Origin of the sequence: Ereboglobus sp. PH5-5 (assembly GCF_029504805.1) — a bacterium.
Classification (GTDB): Bacteria; Verrucomicrobiota; Verrucomicrobiia; order Opitutales; family Opitutaceae; genus Ereboglobus.
The window spans coordinates 130,674-144,686 of record NZ_JAQFIT010000006.1; the positions used below are offsets into that span (position 1 = coordinate 130,674).

The 14,013-nt window shown below is 64.7% G+C and carries 1 protein-coding gene; it reads right to left on the bottom strand.

The genetic code is table 11. From position 1 onward, the window contains the following. Positions 1–42: 42 nt before the first annotated feature. Complete coding sequence (locus tag M2103_RS05435; RefSeq protein WP_277509237.1) at positions 43–13,659, bottom strand: autotransporter-associated beta strand repeat-containing protein; 13,617 nt, start codon at positions 13,657–13,659, stop codon at positions 43–45. Between the last annotated feature and the right edge of the window lie 354 nt (positions 13,660–14,013).

The window sequence follows — 14,013 nt, forward strand, 5'->3', positions numbered from 1 at the left end:
CGCAGCGAGCGCACGCGAAGGCGCGCGCCTTCGCGTCGAAAATCACCACAGGCGGCGGTAGCCGAGGTTTAGGGACCAGGGGCGGTCGTAGTAGGCGGCCTTCGCGTATTCATAATCCAAATACAACTGGCTGATGTCGTTGAGGCGGTAGCTCGTGCCGAAGCCGATTTCGATGCGCCTGCCGTCGTAGTCGGCCTTGAAGGTTTTGCTGTGGGCGGTGATTTCGCCTCCGTTGGAATCGACCGCGACCACGGCGAACTTGCCATAGGGGTGCCACTTGCTGTCGCGGATCCGGCGGCCCGCGCGGACCAGCGCGCGATATTGCCAGGTGTCGGAATCGCCAACGCTCACGTCGATTGCGCGCTGGCCGACGGTGGCCCGCGTCGAGTAGTCGGAGCCTTTGAGCCAAAGGACCGCCATTTGCACTCCGGGCTCGATCCACCAGCCGTCGGCGCGTTGCAGGCGGCGGCCCGCCTCGAGCGAGAGGCTCTGCCCATTGGTGTTGTATTTGCCGTGGGTGACGCGGCCGCTCACGGACTTGGCGTCGAATTCGTTGTTGTAGCGGTCAAAGCGCGCGGTGCCGTCGAGGAACCAGCCGTTGTTCCCGAGCATGGTCAGATAAACGCCCGCGCCCACGGAACGGGTTTTGCCGTCGCCGGCATTGTCGAGGCGGCGGTCAACATTGCCCATGTCGATGAAGCCGCCGATGAAGTTCACGCCGGCTTGGGTTGCGAAGGCTTTGTCCGCGCCGCCGGTGACGCCCCAGCCGTATTGCTTGAAGCTCATGCCGGAGAGTTCGTTGGCGGCGTTGAGGCGGTAGCCGCGGGAGCGGAACCACATGCCGCCGGCGGAAGGCTTGGAGCCGAGGGTTTCGGAGCGGATGTCACCGAGGCGCGTGTGGATGGCGTCGAGGGAGCTGGCCCAGTCGAGGGCGAGGGCCGAGGCGGTGTTGATGATCGCGTCGGCGGAATGCGAGAGGCCCTGGTCGAGGAGATACCAGCTGTCCGGATTGGGCGCGTAGATGCTGCTGTCGCCGCGAACGAGCTCGATGGAGGTGAGGGCGTATTCGAGTTTGCCGCCGGGGTTGGCCATCACGAAGTCGGCGACGCCGGGGGTTTGCGCGGTGATGATTTCAATGGAGATGTTGTGCGCGGTCGGCTCGATGCCGTTGTCGAGAATGTAAACGGAGTGCGTGGCGGAGCCGGCGTTGCCGAGGTCGAGTCGGTTGGCGGTTTGCGCGGCGAGGTCGGCGTTCATTACAAAGAGGCCCGACGTGTCGCCGAGGGTCGCGATTGCCGCGGTGTCGGAGGGATTGTCGAAGAGGAGCGCGCCGCCGTGCATGTTGAGGGTGCCGAAGCTGACGGCGTCGCGCGCGAGCTTGAGTTGCGCGTTTTGGTCGAGCGTCGTGACGGCGATGTCGTAGGCGGTGTTCGCGATGGTGATGGTGCTGCTGGTCACGTAGTGCGTGCCTTCGCCGGTGATGTTGTTTCGCAGCGTGCCGGACATGCCGGTTTGCTCGAAAGCCGCGCCGGATGCGACGCCGATGTCGGCATCGCCGAGCGTGTCGATTTGCGTGGCGACGAGGCGGCCGGCGGCGACGGTGCCCGTGCCGTGGAAGCCGGTGTTGGAGGTGGCGAGCGTGACTTCGCCGCCGGCGACGCGGAGGGTGCCGGCGCCGGAGAGCGTGCTGCGCGCCGTGCCGGTGGCTTCAAAGCTGAGCATGCCGTCGAGGAGAATGTCGGCGGAGCCGAGGCCGTCGGCGTCGGTGAGGCGCGCGGTGGCGGCGGCCCCGATGGTCGTTTGCGCGGTGTAATCGGTGTTGGCGCTGGTGACGGTCAATGTGCCGCCGGCGAGGGTGAGCGCGCCGGTGCCGGTGATGTGGCCGTCGATTTGGCCGCCTTCGGCGATGGTTTGCGCGTTGCCGTTGAGGTCGAAGGTGGCGGGGATTTCGATGATGACGAGCTTGGTGTTGCCGAGGACGTTGTCCACGCCCGCGCCCGCCTGAACGGTGCCGCTCTTGAGAGTGCTTGTGCCGGTGTAGCTGTTGGAGCCGGTGAGCACGATGAGCGAGCCGGTGGTGTAGGTGACGCCGCCGAGGCCGGCAATGTCGGCGCTGAGAGTGTTGTCGGTCGCGCCGGTGCTGGTGAGCACGAGGGTTTCGCCGTCCTTCACGTTGAGCTGGCGCAGCACGTAATCGTAGTAGAGGCCGCCTTCGTGTCCCGTGCTGGTGGTGGCGCTGGCGGTGATTGCGGCGTAGCCGTAGGTGGCCTCAACATTGCCGTAGTCGATGACCTGGCCCTCGGAGAGCGCGGTGCCGTCGGCCTTGACGATGTCGAGTTGGTGGGAGGCGTGCTCGGCGAGCGTGCCGGCCTTGACGAGGAGCGTGGCGTTGGAGCCGGGGCCGTCCTGGTCGAGGAAGTTTTTGCCGACCTCGACGGCGGCGTGCGTGCCGGAGGTGTAGTTTTCAAACACGATCACGCTGGACGCGTCGGTGATGGAGAGCGTGCCGACGTTGAGGACTTCGGAGGGATCGACGCCGTTTTTCGGAATCCAGAGTTTGCCGGAGTTGAGCGTGAGGCCGCCGATTGTTCCGGTGACCGCGTTGGTGTGGAGCGCGGAGCCGGCGTCGAGTTGAAGGGTGGCGTTTTTGAGGGCGGTGACGTTGGAGTCGTCGCCGAGGTTCATTGTGGTGTTGGCAAGAGTGACGGTGCCCTCGAAATAGTCTGAAGGGCTGACGGCTGAAGAGCCGAAGGAGAAGGTCGAGCCGGAGAGGTTTACCGAAAGCGTGCCGGAGCCGGTGAGGGTGTTGCCCCAAAGCCATGAGTCGCCGGTTTTGACCACGAGGAGACCGTCGATGTGCGTGTCGCCCGCGCCGAGATTGGCGGTCGAGGAAACGGTGCCGGAGCCGGTGATGTTCCAGGCCGAGCCGGTGTTGACGCCGGTGATGTTGACGCCGTTGGCGGTGACAAAGGTGGTGCCGGAGCCGGTGATGTTGCTGGCGTAATCGCCCGTGGCGGCGAGGTCGAGCGCGGCGTTGTTGACCATGGCGCCCGTGCCGGTGGCGGCGAGGTTTTCGAGGCGCAGCGTGCCGCCGGTGACGAGGGTCGTGCCGGTAAAGGCGGCGTTGGCGTGGGTGAGTGTGATCGTGGTCGCGGTGTCTTGTTTTTCAAAAACGCCCGCGCCGACGAAGTTTGCCGCGCCGAGGTTTGCGTTGGTGGAGGCGGCGAGGCGCGAGCCGGCGGCGATGTCGAAGGTGCCGGTGAAGGCGGTGTTGTTGCCTCCCAGTGTGACGGTGCTGCCGGCGAGCGCGATGTTGCCCGCGCCCGTGACGGACTTGGCGAAGGTGCCGCTCGCGGTGTCGATTGCGAGGAGGTTGTTGTTGGCGAGCGTGCCGGAGCGGCCGAGGCCGGCGGTGTTGTCGATGCGGATGGTGCCGGTGTTTGCGATGTCGGCGGAGAGGCCGGTGTTGGCGCCGCGGATGTCGAGGCGGCCGGCGGTGTTGAGCGTGCCGGAGCCGGTGAGCGCGCCGAGCGAGGTGCCGCCGTTGGTGAGGGTGAGCACGCCGGCGTTGAGATCGAGCGTGCTGCCGGCGGCGGTGTTGAGCGTGCCGGTGGTCTGGGTCTTGCCGTTCATGTCAACGCCGGTGTTGGCGGCGAGGTCGAGGAGCGGTGTGCCGCCAAAGGCGTTGTCGGTGAGCATGCGCACGGTGCCGCCGGTGACGAGCGTCGCGCCTTCGTAATTGCTGGCGGCGTTGCCGATGGAATACACGCCGGTGCCGCTCATGGTGTAGCCGCCTGAGCCGGTGAGCTTCACGCCGAGCGCGGATTGGGCGGCGTTGGAGTTGGAGAGGGTGATGGATGCGCCGGCGTTGGCGCTGAGTTCGACGAGGCCGTAGGCCCAGCCGATTCCGCTGCCGGTGACCGCGGCGTAGAAATCGTAACTCGCGGTGCCGGTGACGGCGTTGGAGGCGTCGCGGATGCCGGTGGCGATGGCGTTGCCGGAGACGGGCGTGCCGTCGTATTGGATGATGTCGAGTTGCACGCCTGTGCCGGTGACGCTGCCGGTGGCGTTGACGATCATTTGCTGGACCGTGCCGGTTTGCGCAAAGAACGAGGGGGCGTTGATCACGTCGGTGTCGTCAACCACGGTGACGGGTTTCGACATTTTGATGGTGCCGCTGCCGGCGACGAGGTCGGTGACGGTGAGCGTGCCGGTCGGGCTGACGTGCGCGCCCGTGGTTTCGACCATGAGCGTGCCGCCGTCCATTTCCAGCGCGCCGATGACGCGGTTGGCGTTGATTTCGGTGGAGCCGTTTTGACCGAGGACAAGCGCGGCGTTGGCGAGGAGCGAGCCGGCGTTGGCGTCGAGGGCGAGGTGGCCGCCGCGCATGGCGAGCGTGCCGGTGAAGGAATTGTTCAGGCCGGACGCGAAGGCGAGCGTGCCGGTGGCGTCGGCGAAGTTTGCCGTGAGCGTGCCGTCGCCGCCAAGCGTGTTGGTGAAGGTCCAGCCTCCGGCGGCGGGCGCGAGCGCGAGCCGGCCGCCCGCGAGGCTGACGTTGCCGGCGCCGAGATTTTGCGTGCCGCTGACGGTGCCCGAGCCGGTGATATTCCACGCGGCGATGGTGTTGGCGCCGGTGAGGTTGACGCCGTTTTCAGAAACGACGGCGACGCCGTTGCCGCCGATGTTGTTGGCGAAGTCGCCAACGTCGGCGAGGTCGAGGACGGCGGAGGAAGCCACGGTGACGCTGCCTGTGCCCGTGGCGGCGAGGTTTTCGAGGCGCAATGTGCCGCCGGTGACGAGCGTCGTGCCGGTGAATCCGGTGCTCGCGGCGGTGAGCGTGAGCGTGCTTGCGCCGGTTTTTTCGATGCGCGCGGCACCCTCAAAGACGCCGTCGTATTGGGACGCGATGGTGTTGTTGAGCGTGATGCCGCCGCCGGTCAGCGCGATTTTGCCCGCGCCGCCGAGATGGTTGAGCGCGAGGGAATTGGTGACAACGAGCGTCGCGCCCGCGTCGATTTGGAACGCGGTGCTGCTGGCAAAGAGCTCGCGGGGCGCGGTCGCCGCAATCGCGACGGAGCCGCTGGCGATCGTGGTGGTGCCGGTGTGGGTGTAGGCGGCGGCGGGCGCGAGGGTGATGAGGTCGCCCGCGGTGGCGCCCGCGGCGATGGCGAGATTGGCGGGCGAGCCGGCGGCTTGGGTGATGAGGGCCTTGAAGTCTTGCGCGCCTCCGCCGTCGGTTTGCGAGAGGGTGAAGGTTTTGCCGGACTGGATTTCGACGGCGGTGAGCGTGCTGCTGAGGAAGATGCCGTGGGTGCCGCCGTGCATGGCGGAGAAAACGTAGTTGTGCACGGCCTTTGCGGTCGGGCTGGCGGCGGTGTCGGAGCCTTGGATGATGTCGCTCAGCATGGTCGTGCTGTTCAGCGCGCCTTTGAGGCTGAGACTGGCGATGTTGCCAGTTACGGCATTGGCGCTTTGGGCGATGGCGGCGGTGACGCCATCGTCGAGCGAGAGGAGTCCGCCCGCGCCGGCCGGGTTGCTGTCAATCGTGGCGGAGCCGACGATGTTGATGTCGGTTGCGCTGAGTTTTTCCTGGCCGAAATCGACGATCATCGTGCCGCCGTTAATGAGTGTCAGGTTGCGCACGGTTTGGTCGCCATTGAGATTGATCGCGCCGCCGTTGAGCGAGACGAGGGCGTTTTTGAGAACGCCGTTGGTCGCATCGCCCGCAACAGAGTCGAGGTTGAGGACGCCGGTGTTGATATTGACGGTGCCGGTGAAGTTGCCGCCCTGCGCCGTGGATACGAACGACAACGTGCCGCCCGCCGCGAGGTTCAGCGAAATGTCGCCAGCGTAGGTGGACACGCTGTCAACTTTGTTGGTGAGAACAAAGCTGCCGGGTGACGCGACCCTCAAGGAACCGGCCAGGTTGAGATCCCCGGTTCCGATGTTTTCAGTCGCGCTCACAATCATCATCGAGGAGCCGTGCACGCGCCAGTCGCCCGCGTAGTCGCTGTTGTCGGCCGTGATCGTGACGGAGGCTTGTTTGACATGCGTGGTGCCGCCGCCCGCGAGGATGTTTGCAAATGTGCCGGTGAAATCGAGCGCGAGGTTTCCGGTCGCGCCGATGGTGACGGAACCGCTGCCGAGCGCGGCGGCGTTTTGGGCGACGAGGCTGCCGCTGGTGATTTGCGTGCCGCCGGCGTAGTCGTTCGAGCCGGTGACGCGGAGCGCGCCGGCGCCGGTTTTCGCGAGCGCGCCGTCACCGGTGACGGGGCCGTTGAGAGCGAGCGCGGAGGCGGCGGTGTTTTCGAGCGAGAGTGTCTTGCCGGTTGCGAGCGCGATGGTGTTGGAGAGCGCGACGGATGCGGCGCTGGTGTTTGATAGAATCGCGTCGCCGGTGACGTTGAGGACGCCGGCGCCGAGGGCGGTGTTGGTGAGGGCTTCGATTTTGCCGGCGGCGAGCTCGATGCCGGCGGCGTGGGCGGAGTTGTCGCCCGCGAGGATGAGGACGCCCTGGCCCGCCTTGGTGAGCGTGCCGGGGCCGGTGAGCGCGCCGGCGAGGCTGAGCGCGGCGCCGGTGTCGATCGTCACGGTGGCGCTGGTGGAAACGGTGGATGTCGTGACGTTGGCGAAGGCGAGCCGGTGGTCGCCGAGGACGCTGAAACTGCCCGCAATGTCGAGCGGGTTGGCCAGGAGTGTGCGGTCCGCGCCGAGCGCCTCGAGCGCGCCACCCTTGAGGATAACTTTGCCCTCGCCGAGGGGGCCGTTGGTGGCGGTGCCGTCGGCGGCGATGCGCACGAGGCCGCCTTCGAGCGCGAAGCCCTCGGTGAAGCTGTTTGCGCCGGCGAGGACGAGCACGCCCGCGCCGCGCTTGATCATGGCCTGGCTGCCCTCAATGACGCCGTTGATCGTGATGGTGCCGGAGCCTTCGTGCGTGACGACGAAGCTGTTTGATCCAACGCCTCGGTCGTATTCGAGGTTGAGCCCGGCATTAATGATCATCGAGGCCTTCGAGAGCGCGTCGCCGGTGATGTAGGTGTTGCCGCCGTCGCTATCGAGGTTGATAATGTCGCCGGTGGTGCCGATGGTGAAACTGTCGGCATAGGTGCGGCTCAGGCCGATGCCGCCGATGACCATGCCGTTGACGTTGCTAATCACCTTGCCGCCAAGGCTGGCGTCGGCATCGCCGAAGGTGGCGCCCTTGCCTTTGTAATCCGGCTTGGCGTTGGTGGGATAATAGGTGTCGCTGCCTGCGTCGTAGGAAAGCCAGTTTTCACCGTTCCACTCATCGTTGGAGGTTCCGTCCCACGCGTAGGCGACGCCGAAGGGCACGAGCACCCAGTCGCCGCCGATCTTCATGGTCTTGCCGCCGAGCGCGTATTGGGAGCCAAAGTTGACGTCGGCGTAGCGCTGCTCGGAACTCGCGCCGCTGAGAATGATCTGGTTGAGGCCGCCGCCGGTGATGGCGTTGCCTTTCCAGTTGATCAAGGCGAGCTGGGCCCCGACATCAAAAAGGAGGTCCGCGGCGATGAACTTGGTGAGGCTGGTATTGGCGCCGAAGTCGATGGTGGAATTGCCGGAGATGAGGAGTCCGCCGCCGAGTGTCTGGGTGTGACCGCCGAGATCGAGCGTGCCGTTGTCGAGGGTGAGCGCCTGCACGCCGCCGACGAGGTTGGCGGCCGCCAGGGTGAGGACGCCGCCGGTGATTTCGAGGGAGGATGCGGAGAGTTTCACGCCGACCGTGGCGTTGGACGCCCGCATGATACCGGAGGAAAATAGCGTGCCGCGATTGGCCGCGGTGGTGCTGCCAAGCGTCACGCCGTCGCCGAGGAGCGTGACGACGGCGGCACCGGTGACGTTGAACTTGCCGCCGTTGTTGAGGACGATTGCCGACTGGCCGTCGGCGCGTTTTGCGATGGTGACGAGGGCGGGGTTGCCGGCGTCGGCTCCTTGCGTGACGATTTCGAACGCGCCGTTGGCGTTGGAAACGGTGAGGACGCCGGTGCCGAGGTAGTTGGCGGCGGTGTCCGCGGCGCCGATGGTGACATGGCCGTCACCCGCGATGTCGGCGACGGCGCGCACGGTGCCGGAGCTGGTGATGTTGATGCCGCCGGTGATGATGTTGGCGGCGTTGGAGAGCTCGATGATGCCGCCGGCGCCGTTGGCGGTGAAGCCGCTGGTGTTGTTGGTGTCGAGCAGTTGCGACTTGATGGCGAGGGTGGCGCCGGAGAGCACGTTGATGGCGTAGGAATTGCCGCCCTTGAGCGTGATGGTCGGGGTGTCGAGGATGAGGGTGTGCGCGACGTTGTCAGCAGCCAGCGATTTCCGCACGAGGAAGGCGTTGCTGCCGTTGCTGAATTCGATGGCGTTTGAGAGCGTGCGCGAGGTCGTGCCGGCGTCGTTGGAATAGGGCGAGAGATAGGCGCCCGAGCTTTGAAACGTAAGCGCGCCGGTGCCGAGCGCGCCGCTTTGCACGGTGCCGTCGGGATTGAGCACGCTGTCGATGCCGATTTCCAAGACGCCGACCTCAAAGAGCGTGCCTCCGGAATAGCGGTTGGGCGCTTGGAGGCGCATGGTGCCTCCGCCGTAGTTGATTCTATAGAGGCTGCCCGTGCCGTCGAGGATGTGGTCCTTGCCAAAGATCAAGGTGTTATAAACATAAAAATAAGTGGCCGCCGTCATGGTCGAGACACCGGCGTGGTCGAAGGTGAAATTACCGCGAAATGTTTGCTGGCCTCCGTTGAAGCTGAGCGGATTGGACACAACTCGGGACGCGCCGGTGGTGGCGAGAAAGGTGTTGCCGGCCGGATTCCACGCGTGAAACCCGTTGTGCACGGCTCCGAATTTGATGACTCCGGCGGCATCGCCAAGCGCGTGGTCGTGCCCGGCGTAGATTTCGACGCCGTTGAGCGTGACGCCGCCCTCGAAGGTGTTTGCGCCCGTGAGCATGAGCGAACCGTAGCCGCCGAGGGCGAGGCCGCCGGCGCCGCTGATGTTGCCGTCGACCCTGAGCAGTTGCTGGCTGTTGCGGACCGAGGTGTCGGTGCTGTAATAGACGTTGTTTGCACCCCAGACGCTGATGCTGTGCGTGCCGGCGGAGAGGACGCCGTCGCCCGTCATGCGCAAGTGGGTGATGTTGCCGGTTTCGGCGCCCGCGCCGTTGCCGGTTTCGCGCTGGAGCTTGAGGCTGCCGTTGAGGATCCAGTCGTTGTCGAGCACGCGCGTGGCGGCGGCGAGCGCGGCGGCGGTGGGATTGCTTATGATGGGCAGGGCGACGGATGCGCCACCGCCGCCGGATGTCCACCATGCCTCCAGGGTCTGGGTGTCCGCAAGCGTGTCGCCGAGGGTGAGGACGCCGGAGCCAAACGCGTTGCTGGCGCCGATTTGGATCAGGCCGCCGTCGCGCAGTTCCGCGCCGCCGGTCCATGTGGCGGCGTTGTCGCTGGTGATGCGGAGCATGCCCGCGCCGGTTTTGACGAGCTTGCCGCCGCCGTGTATTTGTCCCGACCAGACGACATAGCCGGGAAACGCCGTGGTGTTGGCCGCGGGCGTGATGGTCGTGGCGAGTTCGGTGTCGGTTGCAAGCGTGACATCGCTGCCAATGGCAAGGATGGAGGAGCCGGCGTGCTTGATGCGGGCGAAGGATGCGTCCTCGATCGCGCCGACGCCGTTGAAGGTGAGCATGCCGGAACCGTCGAGCGTGACGCGCGACTGGAATGTCTCGATGTTGAGGTGGTTGAGCGCGTAGCCGCCATCGACGTTGATGGTCTTGGCCGCGAGGCCCGAGTCGATGTCGCGAATAGTGACACTGGCCGTGGCGACGTTGGGCACGGTGCTGTCGAGCCAGTTGGCGGTGTCGCTCCAGTCCGAGGCGCCGCCGACGCCGGACCATTCCGTTGTGCGGAGGGCGCTGCCGGTGTCGGGCAGGAGATAATAAAAGCCGTCGCCGCCCTGCTCGATTTTCGCGCCGGTTTCCCAGCCGGTGAAGGCGATGTTGGCGAGCAGGCTGTCGGAGATTGCTGCGAAATTGTCGTTGCTGAAGCGGACGTAGGCGCCGGTGTCGCCAGCCGCCCAGTTGCCGTCGGCATTTTGAACGATGAGGATTTTGGAGCGGCTCCAATTCGCGTCCGCCGCCGTCATGGCGTTGGTGAAGGTGAGGCCGCCCGCGCCGCCGAGGATCAGCGAGCTGTTGTCGCGCAAGTAGAGGTTGGTGATTGCGTTTGTGTGGTCGTTGGCGTCGAACGCACCGCCTTGCAGCACGAGGGCGCCGGCGACGAGCTGGTCGCTTTTGCCGAGCTGGAGGATGCCGCCGTATACGTAAACGGTGCCCGTCGTGATGCTGTTCACATTGGCTGCGTCGGCGCCGTTGTGATAGAAGGTGCTGATGCCGTTGCCGTATTTGGCAATGTTTGAGAGATTCGTGATATTGGCGTTAGCCGCGCCGCCGGCCTTCACGTAGGACTGGCCGGTGGTGTTGGTGCTGGTGTCGAGGCGCAGGGTCGGCGAGCGGGATGAGTCAACGCCGTTGCCGTAGACGGCTCCCGAAAAAATGACATCGCCCGCAACGGACAGCGTGCCCGCGCCCGCGGACGAAATAATCCGCATGTCGGAGCCGAGCGTGACCGCGCCGTCGCCGGTGAAGCGCAACGCGGAGTTGTTGTTCAAGGTGATGGTGGCCGTGTGCAAGGTGTCCGCGCCCTGGAGGAGGACGGCGTTGCCGCCGGTTTCGACATTGATAACGCTGTTGCCACCGGTCAGGAAAAGCTCGCCGGAGCCGAGATAATTTTTACCGGCCTCGACCGCGCCGATGCGCAACCCGGCGGCGCCGATGGTTGTGTAAAGCGCGCCCGTATTGATCGTGAGGCCGCCGGAGAACGAGCTGTTGTCGCCGAGCATTTCCATGGCGGCGCCACCCGCCTTGACCAGCCCGCCCGTGCCCGTGAAATCGATTCCCGCGCCGAAGGTGACGGAGGCGTATTCCGCCGGGTCAGTGGGCATCGAGTTTATGGCGAGTTTATAAACCGAATCCAAATCAACGGAGCCGTTGTAAAGAAAGTTCAGGCGGTTCAGTGTGACGTCACCCTCGATCTCAAACGCGCCGGAAAACTTCAGCTTGTTGTCGGCGTGATACGACTGGAACACGCCGCCGCGCAGCACGACGGTGCCGTCGCCGAGCCAAGTGCCGGTGCTGTTGCGCATTTCCGATGTCAGGATGCCTTCCTCCAGGAACAGCGTTCCGGAAAAACCCGTCTTCTCGGTGGTCCAGATATAAAGATAACCCGGCCCGGTTTTTGTTATGTTTTTGTCGCCCTCAACGATTCCGTTGAGCAGCACGTAATTGCCGGAGTAGATGGTGAGATCGTCCTTGAGCACAATGGCCGCGGGAATCTGAAGGTTGACGCCGTAAATTTGGGTGAGCGTGGCGCCGGCGCCGTTGTTATCGAAGACGAACGTGCCCGTGTTGATGGCAAAATAGCTGCTGTTATAGCCGGTGGGGTCGATGGTCAGCGAGCCGAGCGTGACGGTGTTGCCGCCCAGGGTGATGGGGTTTGAGGAACTGATTGTGGAGCCGATAGCGGCGCAACTAATCGTGGCCTTGGCGCCGGCGAAATTGGGGATGTTGAACTCGTCGTCGCCGACCCAGTTGGTCGCGTCGAACCATTTCCAGTTGCCCGTCGTGGCAAGGCCGTCGGTTTTGTTGTCGAACACAGACTCAAGGTAATTGCCCGCGATGGGGACGAGGTTGCCCGAGTCATACTCCGCGCCCTTGTTGTAACCGTAGAACCACACTTGCGAAAGCTCCCCGGACGAAAGCGTGTTGAGCGTGGTAATGAGATCGTCCGTCAACGAACCGCCGGCGCTGTAGTTTCTAAACTTCAGGATCGAGTTGGCGCCGAGCGTGGTGTTGCCGAGTCCGAGGGCTGTCGCCGTCGAGCCGCCGTCGCTGCCAAAGTCGATGAGGAACTGCGTGTTCGCGGCGAGCGCAAGGGAGCCAAACGCCTGGTCGTGACCGCCGAGCGAGAGCGTGTTGCTCACGCCGCCAAGCGTGGAGACCGCCGCGCCGTCGAGCTGGGTCGCGGCTCCGGCGACAAGCGCGCCGGTGTCAAAATACAGCGAGCCGATGCCGACGCTACCACCGCCAAGCGAGAGCGAGCCGGAGTCGATGAACGAAAGTTTCGCAAACGTGGTCGTGGCGCCGCCGACGCTGTTGGTGTGCGTGACGAGCCCCGTGCCCGACACGGTGAGATCGGCGATGGTGGCGACGCCGTTGACGGTAAGGCCGCGGGCGGCGCCCGTCTCGGAACGCATGACAAGCGGGGTGCCCGCCGCGACGAGCGAACCGGCGTTGATGGCGACGTTTTTGCCGAGGTTGATGACGGCGGAGGTGGTGTTGAGCATGACCGTGTCGCCGAGCGTCACGTCGCCGTTAAAGAAGAGGTTGCCCTTGAGCGCGCCGGTGCCGAAATCGATGGTGCCGGAGGTGAGCGCCACGCCCGCGTTTTCAATTCGCAGCTTGGCGTTGTTGGAAATGGTAACGAGCCCGCCGCCAAACGTGACGAGCGCGCTGGCGTTGGCGCCGGTCAAGGTGAGCATGGTTTCGTCGCCGGGAGTGTCGTCGCCCATGACCGTGATGTTGCCGCTGCCGAGAATATTTTTACCCGCCGAGGCCGCGCCAAGGACGAGCTCGCCCGTGAACGCCGACGTGTTGACGTAACCCTGGCGCACGATGAGGCCGTCGAAGGTGCTGTTGCCGCTGGAAAGCGTGAGCGTGCCGTAGCCGTCCTTCACCAGCGAGCCCGCGCCCGTGATGGCGTGCGAGGCGCCGAAAATGAGCGAGGTGTTCGCGTCGATGTTGAAGGTCGTGGCCGCCGCGCCGAGCGTGGTCGCGCCGGACGCGCCAAGCGTGAGCGAGGAGCCCGAGCCGCCGTTGATGGCAAGGCTGGACGCGCTCGCGTCGAACGCGAGGGTGTTGGCAAGCGTGCGCGCGCCGGTGACGGCGAACGCCTTCGCGTTGCCGGTGGTCACCACGATGGGCGACGCGCCGAGGGCGTTGTTGGCCTCGAGCGAAATCGTGCCGGCCTCGAAGCGGACCTTGCCGGTGAACGCGGTGTTGGCATTCGCGAGGACGAGCGTGCCGCCGCCGGTCTTGACCAGCGTGCCCGAACCGGCGAGCGCGCCGCCGAGGCGGACGGTCGAGGCGATCGCCACGGGGTTCACATAAAGTGTGTTGCCACCAATTGCGACGGTGTTGGTGAACGCGAGCGTGTTGACGTAATTGCCCAAATTATTGACCTCAAGGTCGGAGCCCAGGCTGACCGCGGGATTGATGGTCAGGTTGACATTGCCCGAAAGATTGAGCTCGGCCGGCGTGCCCGCGATGCCGGAATCAAAGATGAAGGACTTCCCCGCCGCCGCGTCAAACCCGAGCGTGGTGCGCGACGCGGACGAGCTCGGCCCGGTGACGTTGAGCTCGCCAAGTGTGACATTCCCCGCATCGAGCAGGATGACACGGCCGTTTAGCAGCGAAGGCGATATTGTGCTGAACGAAGCCGCGTCACCGGCCACCGCCCCGGGTGCGTCGGGGGATGTCCAGTTAGCCGAGTCGCTCCAATTGGTGCCGGAGCCGGTGAATGTGCCGGATGTGGTTTGCGCAAACACGGCACTGGAAAAGCCCCAAAGGGCCAAAATACAGGCAGTGAGAATTGCAGAGGATTTGTTACTCATAGTTTGTTTATGAAAGTTGTGTCTTGATGAAAAATTCGCCCGTGAAAGGGGCCAAGCCCCGCTATTTTAATCCGCGCGGCCACAGTATTATGGGAACCATGGTTGCGCGTTTGCGCAAAAGCACATAATTAGCATTATTATTGTCAATTTTATTCAATAACTTGAAGGTGCCGTTTAGGAAGTGGCGTTTCCACAAATGGTTATAGGCCGCCTTTAAATGCGAAAACCATGCTTGTCGCGGAGCGTCTTTCCTTCGCGTTGCAGTTAGGACAAACCACCAACAAAGCC